This window comes from Shewanella sp. WE21 (assembly GCF_002966515.1).
In the GTDB taxonomy this organism is placed as follows: Bacteria; Pseudomonadota; Gammaproteobacteria; order Enterobacterales; family Shewanellaceae; genus Shewanella; species Shewanella oncorhynchi.
In genome coordinates, this window is sequence record NZ_CP023019.1 from 4256847 (window position 1) to 4276299 (window position 19453).

15 protein-coding genes and 1 pseudogene are annotated in these 19453 nt (G+C 42.9%); 14 read left to right on the top strand and 2 right to left on the bottom strand.

Translation table 11 applies throughout. The features are described from left to right. Position 1: 1 nt before the first annotated feature. From CKQ84_RS19030 to CKQ84_RS19090, 13 genes are all read left to right on the top strand, one after another. Positions 2-529: a hypothetical protein gene (locus tag CKQ84_RS19030; RefSeq protein ID WP_105252394.1), complete on the top strand. Its 528-nt coding sequence runs from the start codon at positions 2-4 to the stop codon at positions 527-529. Further along, the gene (locus CKQ84_RS19035; protein ID WP_254053128.1) at positions 492-935 is read left to right on the top strand and encodes a hypothetical protein; all 444 of its coding nucleotides are present in this window, start codon (positions 492-494) and stop codon (positions 933-935) included. The genes CKQ84_RS19030 and CKQ84_RS19035 overlap by 38 nt, the downstream gene beginning before the upstream one ends. A gap of 7 nt (positions 936-942) precedes the next feature. After that, positions 943-1509: a hypothetical protein gene (locus CKQ84_RS19040; RefSeq protein WP_105252396.1), complete on the top strand. Its 567-nt coding sequence runs from the start codon at positions 943-945 to the stop codon at positions 1507-1509. After that, on the top strand, positions 1510-1809 hold the full coding sequence (locus CKQ84_RS19045; protein ID WP_105252397.1) for a hypothetical protein: 300 nt from the start codon (positions 1510-1512) through the stop codon (positions 1807-1809). 175 nt (positions 1810-1984) lie between these two features. Continuing rightward, entirely contained in the window at positions 1985-7621 is a 5637-nt protein-coding gene (locus tag CKQ84_RS19050; protein ID WP_158683075.1) for a hypothetical protein, read from the top strand. Between the two features lie 253 nt (positions 7622-7874). Then, on the top strand, positions 7875-8357 hold the full coding sequence (locus tag CKQ84_RS19055) for a hypothetical protein (RefSeq protein ID WP_254053129.1): 483 nt from the start codon (positions 7875-7877) through the stop codon (positions 8355-8357). Further along, complete coding sequence (locus CKQ84_RS19060) at positions 8354-10237, top strand: FHIPEP family type III secretion protein (protein WP_105252400.1); 1884 nt, start codon at positions 8354-8356, stop codon at positions 10235-10237. The genes CKQ84_RS19055 and CKQ84_RS19060 overlap by 4 nt, the downstream gene beginning before the upstream one ends. Positions 10238-10241: 4 nt before the next feature. Further along, on the top strand, positions 10242-11297 hold the full coding sequence (locus tag CKQ84_RS19065) for a flagellar biosynthesis protein FlhB (RefSeq protein WP_105252401.1): 1056 nt from the start codon (positions 10242-10244) through the stop codon (positions 11295-11297). After that, positions 11281-12156 (top strand): OmpA family protein, encoded by an 876-nt coding sequence (locus CKQ84_RS19070; protein ID WP_254053130.1) that lies wholly within the window; start codon positions 11281-11283, stop codon positions 12154-12156. The genes CKQ84_RS19065 and CKQ84_RS19070 overlap by 17 nt, the downstream gene beginning before the upstream one ends. After that, complete coding sequence (locus CKQ84_RS19075; RefSeq protein WP_254053131.1) at positions 12146-12541, top strand: hypothetical protein; 396 nt, start codon at positions 12146-12148, stop codon at positions 12539-12541. Before CKQ84_RS19070 ends, CKQ84_RS19075 begins: the two co-directional genes overlap by 11 nt. Then, on the top strand, positions 12528-13532 hold the full coding sequence (locus tag CKQ84_RS19080; protein WP_105252402.1) for a hypothetical protein: 1005 nt from the start codon (positions 12528-12530) through the stop codon (positions 13530-13532). The genes CKQ84_RS19075 and CKQ84_RS19080 overlap by 14 nt, the downstream gene beginning before the upstream one ends. A gap of 13 nt (positions 13533-13545) precedes the next feature. Further along, positions 13546-14187 carry a hypothetical protein gene (locus CKQ84_RS19085; RefSeq protein ID WP_105252403.1) on the top strand — a complete coding sequence of 214 codons (642 nt, stop codon included), beginning with the start codon at positions 13546-13548 and terminating at the stop codon, positions 14185-14187. Between the two features lie 3 nt (positions 14188-14190). After that, a complete protein-coding gene (locus tag CKQ84_RS19090; RefSeq protein WP_105252404.1) occupies positions 14191-14403 on the top strand; it encodes a FliM/FliN family flagellar motor C-terminal domain-containing protein in 213 nt (70 codons plus the stop codon). 106 nt (positions 14404-14509) lie between these two features. Here the strand turns inward: CKQ84_RS19090 and CKQ84_RS19095 are convergent, their stop codons facing one another. Together CKQ84_RS19095 and CKQ84_RS19100 are read right to left on the bottom strand one after the other, a co-directional pair. Then, the gene (locus CKQ84_RS19095) at positions 14510-15670 is read right to left on the bottom strand and encodes an SGNH/GDSL hydrolase family protein (RefSeq protein ID WP_105252405.1); all 1161 of its coding nucleotides are present in this window, start codon (positions 15668-15670) and stop codon (positions 14510-14512) included. Between the two features lie 375 nt (positions 15671-16045). Beyond that, a pseudogene (locus tag CKQ84_RS19100) lies at positions 16046-16685 on the bottom strand (transposase); the annotation flags it as partial. Between the two features lie 477 nt (positions 16686-17162). On the opposite strand from CKQ84_RS19100, the gene CKQ84_RS19105 reads away from it, so the two are divergent. Beyond that, positions 17163-19451, top strand: a complete 2289-nt coding sequence (locus CKQ84_RS19105; protein WP_105252406.1) for a hypothetical protein — start codon at positions 17163-17165, stop codon at positions 19449-19451. The last annotated feature ends 2 nt before the right edge of the window (positions 19452-19453 follow it).

Sequence of the window (19453 nt, forward strand, 5' to 3'; positions counted from 1 at the left end):
TATGCTAAGACCCGTTTTTATTGCAACGCCACAACGTACCGAAAAAATTTCGGATGTGACTCGAACAAAGCAAACAAGTGATAAATATGAGCCACGTCGAGTAAAAGACATAAAACAAGCTGAAAAGCGAACCAAAAAGTATCCCCGGTTGTTTCGGGTTAAACGTAAACCGTTTACGTTTGAGCAACAGAGGCAATTTGCACGACAACTCAATAGCTATCAGCTCAAGGCATTACGTGACTGGCAAGGTTTTTCCGATAGTGTGCGCGATGTTCACTCGTTAAGTGATGCTCAACGTTGGATATTACATGCGGCAGAACATTGTGAGCACTTATATCCGATGTCATTAAGGAAGCTACTTAAAAAATATATTGCTGACTTTAAGTTTTCTGAAGAAGATATGGATGCAAATTGCCAAACAGTGCAACAACTTGTTGCTTACGAACATAATTTAGATGGGTTACTATCTTTATTAGTGTTATGCAGGCGTTATGATACCCAAGAGTCCAGTGAATATGTCCTCAAATAACTATAGTCGTCGTATTGCGCATTGCCATTTGCAGGGGAAGTTACTCGATCCTTATCAATTATTAAAGGCAAAGTCGGAACGTATTAGTTGGAATAAATTATCGGATGTTGAGTTATATGCAGATAAAAAAGCGATAGTTCACTGGTTTTCTATGCTGCGTGATTATTCTGAATCGACAGTCAAAGCGATAGTGGTAGAGGGTATATTGGACAGTCAGTTCCATAAGATCACTTATATTTTAACACTAGTAAAAAATGTGGATTTTGAGGATATGACCTCAAGGGATACTTATCAGTTACTTTATGAGTTTGTATGCCAAACACCTGCAGGAATACGTAGTTGGATCGATGAATTAGATTTTAAAATGAGTCGAGATGTATTAGCGCTTTTATCTAGGAATCGATGAGATAGTCATGAAAAAAGAGAACGTTAATTTTATCCCTAGATATGAAATAGACACAGTGAAGTGCCAAATGATTAATCAATTGGCTGGGAAATGTTTTAACAATAAATCTATTGTTATTGAAATGGGTGCTGTGTACAGAGTAGGTCAACCGCAAGATTATATATTACTTAGCTTAATGCATTTGGGTATAGAGGCCGAATTATATGTTTCTTTAGGCGAGGGGGAACGATTACTTGGCTTAGAGTTAAAATATCTCGAGCATGATTATATATCCTATGTCATCGTTCAAGAATTAAGTCAGTATGGAATTGGATTTAAATCATTTCTTGGGGTGAACGAGCAAGCCCTACCTTTGTTGATGGCTTGCCAACTTATTATTGGTGAGATGAATATTGCTGTGTTATTGGGTATTGATACACTGGTTATCGAAAAAGATTATTTGCAGGAAAGTCTTATCTCTCTGCCAAAAGATTTACCATTGAAGGTATCTAGTACGCTTTTTGAAACCAAACTCAGTGTTAATGAAATACGCTCACTAAGTGTTGATGAACTTGTATTGGTATATCCAAAGTAAATGAAATCGTCATCACCAGATTATGTTATACATTTTTTGCAACATCTAGAGAAAAATGAAGTGGTTATTTTGGGGAAATACCCAAATCATTTATTGTTGCCAATTTTACCTTTTTTTCAGTTGGTACATGTTATTAATTTAGAAGCTGTTATAGAGCTTATTTTACAATTTGAACTAGTGGTAAAGGGCGTGTTTATTCGCGTCGATGGATTCCTCACTCTCACTATCGCCGAACAAGATTATTCTGCAGAGAATGTGAGACGTTTAAGCATCAATTTAATTGAAAATATGAGATTTTAATATGGCACTTACTCCAATATTGATTCGAAGTAATTCTTTGCCTGAGCTACCACGCTTAAGCAACGAGGTTCTCCCTAGAAATTTAGCGTGTTCAGCTTCTTTATTGGAGGTGACGACACCAATATTAGGAGCCGCGGAACCTCAACTTCCTGATGAGTTAACTTCTGCTCCTAGCATGCTGATTACAGAGGCGGGAGAGTCTGAGGTTAACCCTAGAGTCAAGCTTAAATCTAAACCCCAAAAACGTAAACAAAGCACTAAAACATCAAATCGATTCAGTACTGAGAAGAAGGCCATGTTGCATTTGGCTACCCTCACTGGTGTCGTGACCATTGGTGCTGCGCTAGCTCCATTCACCCTAGGATTAAGCCTATTACCAACAGTATTTGTAGTGGCGTATGGTAATGCAGCGATGCTGTCTGTTTATGGGCAATCAAGATTTGTAGTTGGTGATCAAGATAAGAAAAAAGACCCGTTGGAACCCGCTAAGTCCTTAGATAAAGAAGAGTTGCCTACTAGGCCTCATTTTCAGATCCCTCTAGCTGAGTTACCTCATCCCAAGGATGAAGTCGATGATGATAAAGAAGCCGGCAGGGGAGACACCTTTAATAATAGTTGGTATGTCTTTATTAACGCTCCGAGTGGTCAGGTAGGGAACGTAGAACCACAAGGGGAGGCCAATCTACCATCTGAGCCAAATGACAATCATATGGGCACGCAATCCGCTCAGGAGTCTTCAATAGATAGTGCTACCCAAGCTTTTGCTGATGCGGCCAAGGTTACCGTTATCGAAATTCCAATACATGAGCGTCAAGAGCGTCTGAAACTCTTGATTTCTGGATACGGTGAATCGGCTGATCCTAGGTTAACAAGCTTATTTAACTTACTCATTGAGGATGAGGCTACTTGTGCCCAAATGGTCGAAATAACTGGGAAGGATGGGGCTACTGCCTATGCCATTATCCCTCAAGGCGAGCAAACGCCTAATACAGTCGAGATGCTGACGGCTAAGACTGTAACTACACAAGGTTACACCGGCCGCAAATGGGAGGTGAATATACCGACACCTGTGAGCCTGACTCAAGGTGCCCAAACTGGCAGTAATTTTACTCAGGGGCCAAGACGTAATCTTGGAACAGCAGCAGATGCCGCGCCATCCGTTGCGGATGTGGGTAATAATGGGGATCAAATTGATGTCCCTGCAGCAATCGCGGGTATGACGGCGAGTGTAGGAACACCAGATCGTCCGTCTGTCGCGGGGCAGACCACCAACACGCATCAAACCGCAACAACGCCACAGGCTGATGACATATCTACGGACGATATGCCTGCAACAGTGGCTGAGGCGAATGCCGCACAAGGTTACACCGGCCGTAAATGGGAGGTGAATATACCGACACCTGTGAGCCTGACTCAAGGTGCCCAAACTGGCAGTAATTTTACTCAGGGGCCAAGACGTAATCTTGGAACAGTAGCAGATGCCGCGCCATCCGTTGCGGATGTGGGTAATGATGGGGATCAAATTGATGTCCCTGCAGCAATCGCGGGTACGACGGCGAGTGTAGGAACACCAGATCGTCCGTCTGTCACGGGGCAGACCACCAACACGCATCAAACCGCAACAACGCCACAGGTTGATGACATATCTACGGACGATATGCCTGCAACAGTGGCTGAGGCGAATGCCGCACAAGGTTACACCGGCCGTAAATGGGAGGTGAATATACCGACACCTGTGAGCCTGACTCAAGGTGCCCAAACTGGCAGTAATTTTACTCAGGGGCCAAGACGTAATCTTGGAACAGTAGCAGATGCCGCGCCATCCGTTGCGGATGTGGGTAATGATGGGGATCAAATTGATGTCCCTGCAGCAATCGCGGGTATGACGGCGAGTGTAGGAACACCAGATCGTCCGTCTGTCACGGGGCAGACCACCAACACGCATCAAACCGCAACAATGCCACAGGTTGATGACATATCTACGGACGATATGCCTGCAACAGTGGCTGAGGCGAATGCCGCACAAAGTTACACCGGCCGTAAATGGGAGGTGAATATACCGACACCTGTGAGCCTGACTCAAGGTGCCCAAACTGGCAGTAATTTTACTCAGGGGCCAAGACGTAATCTTGGAACAGTAGCAGATGCCGCGCCATCCGTTGCGGATGTGGGTAATGATGGGGATCAAATTGATGTCCCTGCAGCAATCGCGGGTACGACGGCGAGTGTAGGAACACCAGATCGTCCGTCTGTCACGGGGCAGACCACCAACACGCATCAAACCGCAACAACGCCACAGGTTGATGACATATCTACGGACGATATGCCTGCAACAGTGGCTGAGGCGAATGCCGCACAAAGTTACACCGGCCGTAAATGGGAGGTGAATATACCGACACCTGTGAGCCTGACTCAAGGTGCCCAAACTGGCAGTAATTTTACTCAGGGGCCAAGACGTAATCTTGGAACAGTAGCAGATGCCGCGCCATCCGTTGCGGATGTGGGTAATGATGGGGATCAAATTGATGTCCCTGCAGCAATCGCGGGTATGACGGCGAGTGTAGGAACACCAGATCGTCCGTCTGTCACGGGGCAGACCACCAACACGCATCAAACCGCAACAATGCCACAGGTTGATGACATATCTACGGACGATATGCCTGCAACAGTGGCTGAGGCGAATGCCGCACAAAGTTACACCGGCCGTAAATGGGAGGTGAATATACCGACACCTGTGAGCCTGACTCAAGGTGCCCAAACTGGCAGTAATTTTACTCAGGGGCCAAGACGTAATCTTGGAACAGTAGCAGATGCCGCGCCATCCGTTGCGGATGTGGGTAATGATGGGGATCAAATTGATGTCCCTGCAGCAATCGCGGGTACGACGGCGAGTGTAGGAACACCAGATCGTCCGTCTGTCACGGGGCAGACCACCAACACGCATCAAACCGCAACAACGCCACAGGTTGATGACATATCTACGGACGATATGCCTGCAACAGTGGCTGAGGCGAATGCCGCACAAAGTTACACCGGCCGTAAATGGGAGGTGAATATACCGACACCTGTGAGCCTGACTCAAGGTGCCCAAACTGGCAGTAATTTTACTCAGGGGCCAAGACGTAATCTTGGAACAGTAGCAGATGCCGCGCCATCCGTTGCGGATGTGGGTAATGATGGGGATCAAATTGATGTCCCTGCAGCAATCGCGGGTATGACGGCGAGTGTAGGAACACCAGATCGTCCGTCTGTCACGGGGCAGACCACCAACACGCATCAAACCGCAACAATGCCACAGGTTGATGACATATCTACGGACGATATGCCTGCAACAGTGGCTGAGGCGAATGCCGCACAAAGTTACACCGGCCGTAAATGGGAGGTGAATATACCGACACCTGTGAGCCTGACTCAAGGTGCCCAAACTGGCAGTAATTTTACTCAGGGGCCAAGACGTAATCTTGGAACAGTAGCAGATGCCGCGCCATCCGTTGCGGATGTGGGTAATGATGGGGATCAAATTGATGTCCCTGCAGCAATCGCGGGTACGACGGCGAGTGTAGGAACACCAGATCGTCCGTCTGTCACGGGGCAGACCACCAACACGCATCAAACCGCAACAACGCCACAGGTTGATGACATATCTACGGACGATATGCCTGCAACAGTGGCTGAGGCGAATGCCGCACAAAGTTACACCGGCCGTAAATGGGAGGTGAATATACCGACACCTGTGAGCCTGACTCAAGGTGCCCAAACTGGCAGTAATTTTACTCAGGGGCCAAGACGTAATCTTGGAACAGTAGCAGATGCCGCGCCATCCGTTGCGGATGTGGGTAATGATGGGGATCAAATTGATGTCCCTGCAGCAATCGCGGGTATGACGGCGAGTGTAGGAACACCAGATCGTCCGTCTGTCACGGGGCAGACCACCAACACGCATCAAACCGCAACAATGCCACAGGTTGATGACATATCTACGGACGATATGCCTGCAACAGTGGCTGAGGCGAATGCCGCACAAAGTTACACCGGCCGTAAATGGGAGGTGAATATACCGACACCTGTGAGCCTGACTCAAGGTGCCCAAACTGGCAGTAATTTTACTCAGGGGCCAAGACGTAATCTTGGAACAGTAGCAGATGCCGCGCCATCCGTTGCGGATGTGGGTAATGATGGGGATCAAATTGATGTCCCTGCAGCAATCGCGGGTACGACGGCGAGTGTAGGAACACCAGATCGTCCGTCTGTCACGGGGCAGACCACCAACACGCATCAAACCGCAACAACGCCACAGGTTGATGACATATCTACGGACGATATGCCTGCAACAGTGGCTGAGGCGAATGCCGCACAAAGTTACACCGGCCGTAAATGGGAGGTGAATATACCGACACCTGTGAGCCTGACTCAAGGTGCCCAAACTGGCAGTAATTTTACTCAGGGGCCAAGACGTAATCTTGGAACAGTAGCAGATGCCGCGCCATCCGTTGCGGATGTGGGTAATGATGGGGATCAAATTGATGTCCCTGCAGCAATCGCGGGTATGACGGCGAGTGTAGGAACACCAGATCGTCCGTCTGTCACGGGGCAGACCACCAACACGCATCAAACCGCAACAATGCCACAGGTTGATGACATATCTACGGACGATATGCCTGCAACAGTGGCTGAGGCGAATGCCGCACAAAGTTACACCGGCCGTAAATGGGAGGTGAATATACCGACACCTGTGAGCCTGACTCAAGGTGCCCAAACTGGCAGTAATTTTACTCAGGGGCCAAGACGTAATCTTGGAACAGTAGCAGATGCCGCGCCATCCGTTGCGGATGTGGGTAATGATGGGGATCAAATTGATGTCCCTGCAGCAATCGCGGGTACGACGGCGAGTGTAGGAACACCAGATCGTCCGTCTGTCACGGGGCAGACCACCAACACGCATCAAACCGCAACAACGCCACAGGTTGATGACATATCTACGGACGATATGCCTGCAACAGTGGCTGAGGCGAATGCCGCACAAAGTTACACCGGCCGTAAATGGGAGGTGAATATACCGACACCTGTGAGCCTGACTCAAGGTGCCCAAACTGGCAGTAATTTTACTCAGGGGCCAAGACGTAACTTAAGCTCTGATCTTGTTTCAGATTTAGGTTCTCAGCGAGTCCCCACGGCGGTCTACAAAGATAGCGACATTATTGGTACCCAGGTTTTATCGAATGTCGAGCGAAGTGAAGCTGAGATACGCCTCGTCAGAAAGCCAATTCAGATCAACAAAGCGGCTGTTGAAGCGGTGCCAGTTGATACTGTTCTTAAGCCTAACTTCACTACTGAGCTTCAGGAAAGTGCAGCCAAGTCTTCACTTAACCTAGATAAGATCGAATCTCGCATCGTGGGTCGAGCGGGGGGGCATATACAGTATAAGGTGCCTGAGGCCGGCATATTTATGGGATCTTGGCGGCCGATACCAGAATATCTGCGTGGAAAAGAAGATTCAACAGAATTTGCTGTGTGGCGGAAATCCGATATAGAGCTATATAAGAAAAGCTTGAATACTAAAGTACTGTTGACTCAAGGATCCGTCAGTATGCGCGGGCAAAATTATTTTGCCGGGAAATGGAATAATGTGAAGGAGCGAACTGAGATTGAATCGTCGTTAAAGCCTTTTAAACGAATGAATAGAGCCGATAATTTACAAATCTCCGGATTAGATTTTGTCTCAAGGGATAGGTCACATTTACTTGCAACCGCAAGTGGAAAATTACTAGTTACACCTTCTGTTATTCTTAGCAATTTGGTTTCTGCAGCTTGAATTAATCGCTCTGTTTCAGATTGTTCCTCCATTGGAAGGACTAAGTCATAATTGTTCAGATTTAGTCTTTTTTTTTCTTTTGTAGTGAGGTGTTTAGGTTTGGTAGAGTTTAAATCTTAAATTAGTGAGGTATGTTTTGTATATAGAAATCAATTCGTCGCATCGATTGCTTCCACAGATTACATTTAAGAAAGATCGCAACTCATCAAATGTGATAAAGAAGTCTGATCTTCTTTTCTATAGTGAGGCTAAGGTGTTACTTTCCGCTTTGGAGGAAAGAGTCGAGCAATACCAGCAAATGCTTGAAGAGCAAGTGGTGCAACTTATTGTGGATAAAGAGCAGGCGCTTAATCTGCACGTGAATGATTTGTATAACGAGATAGCCGAAGAATTACAAACTAATCAGCAGCATTGGTTTGACAAAGCCAATCAAGGTCTCGTTGATCTTGTGGAAGAGCAATACCAAAGCCTGAGCCTGTTAAAAGATGAACTGAAAAATCGTATTACAGAAAACGTCAAATTACGTCTAACCCAACTTAGTCTTAATGAGTCTCTGATTAGTCACCTTGTAGAATTGCTCCATGCCGAAATAGATGATGAGGCTAAAAATCTGTCAGTAGTGCATTCCTATGTTAATGGATTTGCCGTCCTGACAATTGAAAACGAGGACAAAGTGATTAGCATAGAAACGCAATCCATTATAGAAGCACTCAGTGATAGTTTGGATACCATATGATTAAGTATCTTCGTCGTTATCCGATGATGTTTAACCCCAGCAGCGTAATCATCGCATTTACTTTGCCAACCATTATTTTGTTCACACTCCCAGGAGTGGTGATTGATGTATTTATCTTAATTGGTTTCATCAGTTCGGTGCTGCTGCTCGTCATTATGTTAGAGAATGACCAGCCATTAATGGTGACATTTTTACCTACGGTAGTGTTATTACTGACGACATTTCGATTACTGCTATCTATTGCTACCACCCGCAATATTATTGCGAATGAAGATGTGGGTAATGTCATTGAAACTGTGGGTGAGTTTGTGATGGGGGGGAACCTTATCTCTGGGCTACTCATCTTTATCATCATTACCATAGTGCAGTTTTTAGTCGTCACAAAAGGTGGAGAGCGAGTGGCTGAAGTGGGCGCTCGGTTTTCCCTCGATGCTTTACCTGGTAGACAGATGACTATTGACGGTGATCTTAAAGGTGGTTTGATCACTGGCGAGCAAGCACAAAAGTTACGCGCTGACTTAAGTACTGAGAATAGACTGTTTGGCTCGCTAGATGGGGCTATGAAATTCGTTAAGGGCGATGCTATCGCCGGTATCCTCATAAGCTTAGTTAATCTGTTTGGTGGTATCTATGTGGGGGTAAATCAATTTGACCTCTCATTATCTGACAGTGTGAGTCGATTTTCGGTATTAACTATTGGTGACGGTCTAGTATCGCAGATCCCCAGTTTATTGCTTTCTATTGCATGTGGTGTTTATCTCACTCGTATTAAGGGAGACGAAGACTCTAGCTCATTTATGGGGCAGATGGCAAAGCAGGTGAGTCGTTTTTGGAAAAGCCTATTGGTTATTGGCGCTTTGATCTTAGTGCTAGGTTTACTGAGCCCAAGTTTATTTTATGTATGCATGACGCTATTTGTGTTCTGTTCTTTTACTGCCTTTTTATTGTGGCGAGTGCAAGGTATGCCAAGAACCGTAACAAGCACAGCTATCGCAGGCAGTGGATTATATGAGTCGCTCACTTTTGTGTTACGTGAACCCCAGCATAGCGTGCTGGTGGACATGAGCCTAGAGCGGCTTGAGAAAACACTGTGGGGCCAAAATCTCGGGGCGCCTATTGTCACAGTAGACGAGCAACTGACAGCAGACATTGAGGTCCATATTTCTGGTATTCGCATATATTCTTTCTCACATGACGAGTCTGTCGGCTTAATAGAAGTGCTGGGCGACGAAGTGTTTGTGAACGATACCGTCAGCCAAAATGTCTCCATTATAGTGAAATATTTTTTACATAAGTGTTTGGTTGAAAAATACAACCTCCAATATACCAGCAATATTATCCAAGGGCTTGCTAGCCAGAGTGAAGTCATCAAAAATGAAATTGATTCGGCACTTGGCTTGAACCGTGTTCACGATGTGATTAAAGAGATGATCCGTGCACAGGAGTTTTATCTCGATAGGGTGACCTTTTTTGAGGCGTTAATCTATTGGTCGCGTATCGATAATGAGCCAAAGAATTGGTTAAATCGGATCCGAAATCAAGCTAGGTACGAGATCACCTCGCGTTTAATGAATGCAGAGGGGAAAGTTTATGTTGCTCTGTTGAGCTCGGAACTGACTGAGTGTATTGAAACATTTGTCATGGGAGAGAATGAAGATCTGGATAGCTTAATAGAACTCCAGTCGGCATTACGCCAGGAAATTCTACGCATGACTTCACTCTATGGCAGTAAGCCAACTTTAGTCGTAAATGATAGTGAAATTAATTCGGTAAAATCTTTTTTTCAACAGGTAGTGTCTACTATTTCAGTGTGTAGTCATGGTGATATTGCGGACCCAAGTTGTGTAGTGAGTTCCGAGCCGCTGCAAGTTGTGATGTAATCTGATGTCAGACGAATCTACAGAACCCAAAAAATATCCACCTACGGAGAAGAAGCTCAGGGATTTAAGGCAGAAAGGCCAATTCCCCAAAACAGAACTAGCAGAACCAACTATGGAACTAGTGGTATTTGCTGTGATATTTATTAGTAGCATTTATTTTATATTTGAGTCAGCTAATGAATGGTTCGAGGTGATGCTGTACGCCGATATATCGACGGGTTTAGATATTGTCTATATTGTTATTACTTGGGGTGTATTGTTTTTATTAATGATTAAACTTGTCATGGCGACTATAAGTTGGGTTCTTCTTAATAAGAATGTTATTAGTACAGAGTCATTGGGACTTAAAATGGAAAAGATTAGCCCGGTGACAGGTGCTAAGAATATATTTGGTATTGAGGCTTTATCTCGTTCATTGCGTAAGATTTTCGAATTGGTTTTTTTATTGTTTTTATTGAAATATGTCGTAGATGTCGGTGGTGGCGAGTTAACTGCACTGGCGCAAACGAATAACATCACTTACTTTATTTATAACTTAATGTTATATGTGGGTTTGGTATCATTATTTTTTATTGTGTACGGTGTGAGTTTAGGTTGTGTGGATTTTATGGTCGAGTGTTATCATTTTAATAAAAAAAACCGTATGACTTTTACCGAAATGAAAAATGAGATGAAAGAAACTGAAGGGTCGCCTGAAATAAAGTCTGAGCGTAGACAACGAATGCGAGAAGTCATGGATGCGCCCATGACTAAAGGTCGTACACCGACCTTTGCAATCGCAAATCCGACGCATATTTTAGTGCCTATTTGCTATGAAAGGGGAATAGATAAAGTTCCTGTGGTGCTGAGTATAACCACTGAATCATTTGCATTGGAGGAACGTCGACGCTTAGAGGCGCTTAACATTCCGATAATAGAGCATAGAGGGCTGGCGAGGGCATTTTATAGAAAAATGCGTACGGGTAATGACTATATTCCAAAACTATTTTACCGTCATATAGCTTTAATTCTTTTAGAGTTAAATAAGCAGGCAGAAGAAAGTAATGAAAAAAATATTTAGATGTTCGATTTTTATTTTTATAATCACAGGACTCGTTGCATGTGTTCATAATGTCCGAGATGATTCAATAATATGGGATCACGAATGGAAGCAAGATATTTATAACTTATTGTTTGCTGAGATTGATGATGTTAACCACATGCGTTATTGGGTCAAGAGAGCACCTGAGTATATTGATGGTTCACCGCATCAGACTGCGTGCATTGAAGTATCTTTACCTTCTCAACTGAGTCGACATTATTTAGTCAATCTGCATACTTATTTTTTAAGCCAGGTAAAGAACTGTGAAGCGGATTATTGGCGCTATTCAAATCTTGTTGGAGTAGCAGTAGGACCTACCTTGGTGGGACAGGGGGGGGCTATTATAGAAGATAGTCGACAATCTAACGTAGTAGACAATTTTAATTCTGGTTATGGGGAGTCTTGGATATCGGAAGATGGAGAGTCGTGGATATTAGGCAATAGTGTATCTAGTGCATTAGATAATAGATTCGATCTTTGTGTTACCCAGTCGAAACATTTGCGTTTAGTGTTTCAGGAGCTATTTCTAGTAAATGAGTCTGTGCTCACGCCACAGGGAAAGAATATGTTACTACGCATGATTGAAAATCTGCGTGGAAAGCCAGTGGAAAGTATATTGGTTTATGGTATTGCCGATTCATCGGGATCCTATGTGGCTAATCGACGTTTGGCAGATGCTCGAGCTAATAGCGTAAAATACTTTTTACAAACTGAAGGTTTGGGAGATACGCCCATTTTATTACGAGGCAGTGTTGAAAATGGCCTGCCTACAGCCGAACAGCGTATTAGCCAGCGGCGTTTTATGATTGAGATGAAGTTTAATTACGATGAAAAATAAGAAATTTACCTTATTGATGATGGAGTTTACTCACTTAGTGAAAGGTTCGTCCCTATCACTAGATGAACATCAAGCGTTATTGTGCCGTTTTGGTGAGCTGAAATGCCGCATTGAGGATGGCGTTCGTGTCGGCCTCACAAATACTATTTTGATCATGATTGCGCTCGATATTGAGTGTTTCCCCTCTGAGGCCGCTCTGAGGATAAATGCCAATTTGTCACTGACAGCGGGTGGTTACATAGCCAAATTTAAGTCGGATGACTATTTCTACGTGCGGGGTATGCCTTTGCCGGATCACCCACAAGGCTTGTTAAAAATCTTGAGTGATACTGTGATCATCGCTAATACATTGAGACAAGAGTTGAACTTGCATGTGGTTATTTGAATTTGTTGAAGGGCACTTACATGGCGTCACTCTGCCCATTGATCCTAAGCTGGTCATAACTGGATCGAATGAAGATCTTGATTCAGACACACTTTATGTCCCAGAAGTTCTATCCGCTGGCATTCGTTGGGTATTTTCAAATGATGGCAAAAGTGTATTCATTAGAGGCTTAAAAAAAGGCGACGAGTCGAAAAAGCTGCGGGCTGGGTATGTCTATCGCATGAAGGGAGTTGCCTTTTTTGTCTATCGACAGGGCGAGCGTGAACCACAATGGATGAGCTATTGTGCCCGAAAATACCGCGCAGTTATTATATTGATCTTGCTATTGAATATTGCATTAGCTGCGGGGAGCTTGATGGCATATCAAGCTAATCAAGAGACTTATATGGCGGAACAGTTTACCCAACTTAATGGTAGCTATATCAAGAATGGTAAGCTTAAGGTACCCAATGCTTCTGCGTTTGCCGCTTTGCCTCTGGCTTGGCAAGCCAATGCGGAGATAGTGAAGGGGACTGATTTTCAGCAGCTTTCTCAGCCAGTGGTGGAGGTGGTGTCGAGTTATTCGAAAAAGACTGTCACTAATAAGATCATAGAAAATACAGATCGTGATCAAATACAAGTTGAAACCTTTGAGGCGGATAATCGGGTCATGGCTGTGTTAGGTGAGTATGGATTGGCATTTAATAATGTTAAGGGGACTTGGTTTGTCAGTGACAGTGCTAAAGCGATTATAGTGCTACGGGCTAACGGTTTGCAGGATATGGTTCCATTTATAGCAGCACAAAACGAAAGAACTCAATTGATAGACAATGCTAATTTCCCTTATTCGATCTTCTATTCGTCAACATCGAGAGGCTATTTATATGACGATAAGTATCGCTATTGGGTGGGCAGCAATGTGCCACATTTAGGAGTCATTCAATCTATTTCAGCTGACAGGGTTGTTTTTAAAGACAGTGAACAAACACGCGTTTATTTTATTCAACAATAATAGGAAAACTCAAATGCTAGATATCCAAGCTAAATCTACGACTAGTGCCTTTTCTGCACCAGAATCTGAGGCTAAGGCGCTCGAATTGACTTTGAGTCAGTATCCCATCGCGGCTAATATTTTTAAGTCACCTGACACTGGTACGTATTCAGATCGTTTGTTTTCAGGCGGTTTGTTTTCAAAAAATTCTCGTGATCCTCTTAGCTTAATTGATCAGCTGTTGACAAAATATATCACTGAGCAAACTAAACTGGCAGAGGCCAAGGCTAATGACATTTCGTTAAAGGCAGAGGCTATTGCTGAAATTAACCGCCTTTGGGGGTTAGTTATGTCAGAATTGCTGCCAAACACTAAGCCTGGCCAAGATGTGTGGACCTCATTAGATATAGAGAACATAGATAAAATTGACAAAATTATTAAGGAAACACTTGGTAATCCTAACGGTGTTAAAGAAATAATCGGTGATTCTAGAAACGCTACATATGAACGATTGCAATCGATGAACGCAACTATGACGGCGTATTGTGATAGCATACAAGTTGATTTAGATACCGAACAGCAGAAATTTAAGAATATTATGACAGAAGTGACTTCGGCTCAAGAAGAAATTCGAGATGTTCGTCGTACTATTACTTCGATGTCTCAGGTCCGTTAAACGATGCTTATATCAATTGATGTTGTTATTGCCAATTGCACTATGACGTTGGATGAGCTTAATCGTTTGAAAACGAGTCAGATTAAACCAATAAATGACTTTATCCAATCCGAAGTGCTATTAAAAAGTGGCAACGAACTGATAGCGACCGGAACCTTGATTAAAGTGGATGAACAGTTTTACGTTTCTATCGAACATGTGAATAATTTTAATTAATTATATGGGAGTGATTCTGTGATTGTAAATGGCACCAGTAATTTTAAAATTACTGGTGCATTTTAATTTTTAATGCCTAGTGATGCTATAAATAATCCGCTCAACTTTATTCATTGACAACAATTTTGGTGTTGGGAACTCTAGAGTATTTATCGGTAATATAGTCACTCATTCTAGATGCTAATATTTGATGCACCTCTTGGCTCGGGTGTACATCATCGTGGAACACATGCCGATGTGCGGGGTCAAAGGGTTTACTTGAACCGAATATATCCACATAACCCACATTATTTGCTGCACTAGTGTCATAGCCTATCTCATGAGCTTTACCCAGAGTTTCGATGAATTGTTTATTGAAATCGAAAAATTGTATGTTCACTCCTCCGTCCTTATATTTTTTTGCTAGTTCCAATATTTTATGACTTAGGCTAGTGTTATGCTCATTAGTGAGTTCACTTTTAATTGTACGATAGGCTTTGTCTTGTTTTTTGGCATAGGCTGTTTTTGACAAGTCCGGTATGCCAGTCACAAGGATGTTTTTAATTTTTTTATCTTCTACTAATTTAGTAATTTGTTTCTCGTAACAGTGGACCACTTTTTGAGTATCTTTTTTATCGAATGTCATGTAGTCATTGCAACCCAGTGCGAGTATCACTAAATCATCGGATTTAAAATCATGTTTTTTAATTTGACGTTCCATATTAGAAATAAACCAAAAGATCGGGTTTAACTTTGAATATTTAGCCGCAACGGCGCCACCTTCTGCATAGTTCACTAGATCTTTATTTAAATAAGCCGATGAAGAGATAAAGTCTGGCCATACAAAACCATTGGTAAAGCGGCCATTGTGATATTGTTTGGAGGAAAGCATTATGCCGAATGTTTTCGATTTCATTCGACCTTCTGAATCTGATAGACTATCTCCGATTACGACAAGACGTTTAATATGAGCCAGTGATGCTTGTGTATGCCTCGTTGCTTTAGTTTCTAACATTTGACGGCGTTCTTTGTGGTGATGTGATGCAACCTCAAACAAGGGGAGCTTGAGTAATGTTACCGGTTGCATTTGCCCATCGGTTACATCCTGTACCGATATAGAAGCAAGCGGGGTACTATTAGGTTGGAGATTATAATTTTGTAACTGGTTTAGGTGACGAGATAATGTTGATAACTGTTGAACCTGTTTTATTTCTATTGTTGGGTTGAGTTTTTGGATGTTAGCGTTGAATGGTACGAGTATTGTGCCCTGAACTATACGAAATGGCATCTGGATATTTCCTATGGGTTATTTTATTGTCTGTTTAACTATCATGCTTTTCAGGTAAATAAGCACCATGAAAATAATGAAATTTTCTGATGTGAATTGAGTTGGAGCTTAATCGGTTTGGTTTTCTATTAACAAGGTTTCTAGATAATTTGAACGCAGGGATTGGCTTTGTACTGTTGTGTTGGACGCCTCAATACGTTGAAACATTCATTGGAAACTTATATAATTGTGTAGGATAGTTCTTCGCTATTATTGGTGTGTTAATATGTCAAGTTTTTATATTTTATAAGAGAATAGCATTGCACGTTAAAATCTGCTCTGTCGTATTAACGGAAATAGAACGAAAAAATGTAGTCTGACTGTTTTTTGTTCGGGCAAAAAATAAAATTTTCTTGCAGGTGTCAATACGTCACCAGCGAGATGGTCAAGTTGGCCTTTGCATATCATGCTCACTGACTCAACTCCTTATAATAATTTCTGCGCTCGCCTCAATAAGCTGAATCCCAGCATCGGCGATATTTGTCGTTTGATAATTGTTCAGGTATTTGCTCTGCTTGACCGTCATACTTTCTTCATTCTGGTTTGTTGGCATTGAGTGTGGTCAAGGCAGCTGTTTTGGTGGCACTTTTATCGATAGTACCGTCTCAGGCTCCCCGTGATAACGAATGGCCTAGTGAAAAAAGAGTAATGCGGCTGTTGTGTGCTGTTTGGCAGTTAGCAAAAAATATCGATTGTTTTGTCCTGCCGTATCTACAGTTCGATACAGATATTTTCGCTATTCTTTGATTTTTATGTACGTTTCGTCTATATGCCACCGACATCCAACAGTGTCTTATGCTGATGAAAGCCTTATTCGAGGCGGATAACCCTGCGGGGAAGTGTCAATGGTCAACGATAACCTCGCGCTCGCCTTATCTGTTCGAGATTACGCAGGCTCAAGGTATAAGCGGACACATTGCGCAATGATATCGACTGGGTAATGTAACCGTTTAAAAGCTTTTAGCATTATAAGTATGAGTAGGCTATCTCCACAAAAAGACACAACCAAATTTAGCGTCCGTTTTTGTGCCCCATTATAATCATTTTTATACTGGGGTCTGCTAGCAACAAGCGCAACGGTTTGAGTTGCATTGAGATCCATAAAGCCCTGTTTAGTACTATGAGTGTACTTTCCCTCTAACTATCAGTGTCAAAGTTTTGATTTCCATTGATGTATCATAGTGAGTTTTAAGCATTTAGTTATTCATGGGTTCCATCTAACGTAATGTATTGTTCTTTCTCAGGGGGGACGAGTATTCCGCGATTATAACAACTACATGGTGTTTTATAATGTTGAGCGTGGCCATCAAGGACTCAATGACCTCACGCCTGATGAAGTTGACTTTGGCAAGTAGAGATACGCTGCATAAGCTGGATTAATCACTTAAAGAATTTGCTTATGTGTCTGACCATGTTGTTCAATTTCTCACTAACTTAGGGAGTATTTAACCTAATGAATGTTAAATTAATACCAAGCTTTATGTGCCTGTTTATATTCAGTCCCGTTGCGTCATCATTATGTTTTATCGACGGAACGTCAGATACTCAAAGTTTGAACGACTTGAATGATGTGCGTCTAGAGGCACAGTATCATCAACAATTTTTTTCAGAACCCCAGTTTGGCTCCACACTTGGAGAATTAGAACATTCATTTCATCAACGGTTATTTTCTGAGGCATGGCCATCTACAGAAGAGGCGCTAAAAGCAGTCCCTGTGACGGCTGAAAGTACTTTAAGTGGTCCGGCTTTATTAAATCGTTTGGGTCAAGCCGGTAGTTCAACATTAGAGGTGATTGGCCCTGTTGGTGATGCTTTTGCTGTGGGTGCGTGGGCTGAAAACATGGCGTCCACTTTCTCTCAAGAATCTTCCTCAACATTAGACAAGGCCGCTTCTGTCTTTTCGATTGTTCCATTGATCGGCGACGAACTTAATATGCTGTCTAATGATATAAAATATTTCGCCGCGAAAGAGAAAATAGCTGAGTTTGAATCTCAAACCCATTACGTCTTCAATAATCACTATGCAGACTTCGACCGATTTCATCATAAAAAAGAGGATGCGATTACGCTGATTAATAAATACGATAAGTATGTGAGGTTGGCTATATCTATGTACATCGACCATCTATTGCTTGCAGCGGATACTGAATATCGTCGTATTGCATCGGCTTACGATCGTCAGCTTGCTAGGCAAATGGCAAGGATAGACCTTGAGTATCTCAAAGTTTATGGTCATATCTCTGAGCAATCAAATCTAAATCTACCACTTTGCTTTGACGAGCTTCAAGAGTCTGCAAATTTGCTGAACTGTGTAAAATCACAGGGGCAAGAGCGAATTCAGTCGATCATACAGCAACTTTCCTCTGTAGAGCTAAGCCAGTTGAGTCTAAAGATACATGAAGCTAAAGAATCATTAGTTCAAACTGCAACGAATAATTTGCAAAGGCATCGGAGTTTGTTTGTCAATGCGGTAATGGAACGTGCCAAACACCACATTCCTCTCATATATAAATATACAAGTATGAATCGTCGTTTATTGGAAGAAAAAGCGCGCATGAGTGGATTACGGGAGTATGCAAAAGCGAATTGGAATGTTGACTATTTGTCTGAAGAGCAGTTGGATACGGTTACATTTGAGGTTAAACCTACTCGGCAATGTTGGGGGGTTCCATCGGTTTATTCTGGCGGAATCCAAGCTTCTATAGATGCTTGTAAAGACTCTGGGCCACTTTATGACATCTATCATGTCTCTAAGGATAAAGAGCTTGTGGCGGTCATTAACAAAGACTTAAGCTTCGACGTAGATTCCTATGTCGCTCAGAGAATTAACCAAGGGTGGGAGCCAGGGTTACTTCGTTCGAGGTTACGTAATGTTGCTCACGCGTATGTATTTGGTCAAATAGCAAATAAAAAGTTTGAAATGTTGATGTCACAGTTATCAACGATATCAGTACTTCCGTACCAAATAACCTTAACACAGTATTTAAATAGTAAGGGGGTTGATGCTTCCGATTCAGAACAAAGGACAAACTGGTATCAGTTAAGTCGTTGGTATGAGTTGCTTAAAACACAGAAACCTTCTGGAGACTTTCTTAGTAATATTAAGCAGAGTGAAATCTTCAGTGCATTTATACAGCCTGTTTTTGAGCAAGCTATTGCCACAGCTTATCTTCGTGATATTACTTACTCAATTCCTTATCCAAGTGTTTATTCGGCGAAGAATCTTCGTTTTTACTCACCAATCATGGCGGATACTTTTGAGCTGGTCATCGAGACATCAACCGCGAGCACTATGCAAGCAAACTTAGAACTTGCAGTGGACCAAATCATGAAAAAAGTGCAAGAGGTCAATACCGCCAACGAACTGCATTATTTGCTTGGTGATCTGGCATTGTTCGCTCAAATTGCTCAGCACCAACAATCAGAAGTGAATGTACTACCTGCAAGTGGCAGCGCACCTCAATTATTTAATAGTACTTTATCGCCTATGCATAGGCATTATCTAAACGCCACGCATCGGCAGTCTCTTTTTCAACAAATTGCAGTCCTAGAGCAACATACCATGTGGCGAGACTTATCCGTTGTCGGGAGAGCTCTCTCTCAAGGCAACTTAGATTCAGCTATTGCGCAGCTTGGTTATGTCATTAAAGCAAACGACATGGCTATGCTTCCGCACATTAAGGAGGCTCTAATCCAAGAACTAGAAGAGCTTATCGAACTCCACATTATGATTGAGGGCTAATG

What these genes read in the sequence shown, in the direction of transcription:
- CKQ84_RS19030 (WP_105252394.1), top strand. Translation starts at nt 2, where the DNA reads ATGCTAAGACCCGTTTTTATTGCAACGCCACAACGTACCGAAAAAATT.
- CKQ84_RS19035 (WP_254053128.1), top strand. Translation starts at nt 492, where the DNA reads ATGATACCCAAGAGTCCAGTGAATATGTCCTCAAATAACTATAGTCGT.
- CKQ84_RS19040 (WP_105252396.1), top strand. Translation starts at nt 943, where the DNA reads ATGAAAAAAGAGAACGTTAATTTTATCCCTAGATATGAAATAGACACA.
- CKQ84_RS19045 (WP_105252397.1), top strand. Translation starts at nt 1,510, where the DNA reads ATGAAATCGTCATCACCAGATTATGTTATACATTTTTTGCAACATCTA.
- CKQ84_RS19050 (WP_158683075.1), top strand. Translation starts at nt 1,985, where the DNA reads ATGCTGATTACAGAGGCGGGAGAGTCTGAGGTTAACCCTAGAGTCAAG.
- CKQ84_RS19060 (WP_105252400.1), top strand. Translation starts at nt 8,354, where the DNA reads ATGATTAAGTATCTTCGTCGTTATCCGATGATGTTTAACCCCAGCAGC.
- CKQ84_RS19065 (WP_105252401.1), top strand. Translation starts at nt 10,242, where the DNA reads ATGTCAGACGAATCTACAGAACCCAAAAAATATCCACCTACGGAGAAG.
- CKQ84_RS19070 (WP_254053130.1), top strand. Translation starts at nt 11,281, where the DNA reads ATGAAAAAAATATTTAGATGTTCGATTTTTATTTTTATAATCACAGGA.
- CKQ84_RS19075 (WP_254053131.1), top strand. Translation starts at nt 12,146, where the DNA reads ATGAAAAATAAGAAATTTACCTTATTGATGATGGAGTTTACTCACTTA.
- CKQ84_RS19080 (WP_105252402.1), top strand. Translation starts at nt 12,528, where the DNA reads ATGTGGTTATTTGAATTTGTTGAAGGGCACTTACATGGCGTCACTCTG.
- CKQ84_RS19085 (WP_105252403.1), top strand. Translation starts at nt 13,546, where the DNA reads ATGCTAGATATCCAAGCTAAATCTACGACTAGTGCCTTTTCTGCACCA.
- CKQ84_RS19090 (WP_105252404.1), top strand. Translation starts at nt 14,191, where the DNA reads ATGCTTATATCAATTGATGTTGTTATTGCCAATTGCACTATGACGTTG.
- CKQ84_RS19095 (WP_105252405.1), bottom strand. Translation starts at nt 15,670, where the DNA reads ATGCCATTTCGTATAGTTCAGGGCACAATACTCGTACCATTCAACGCT.
- CKQ84_RS19105 (WP_105252406.1), top strand. Translation starts at nt 17,163, where the DNA reads ATGAATGTTAAATTAATACCAAGCTTTATGTGCCTGTTTATATTCAGT.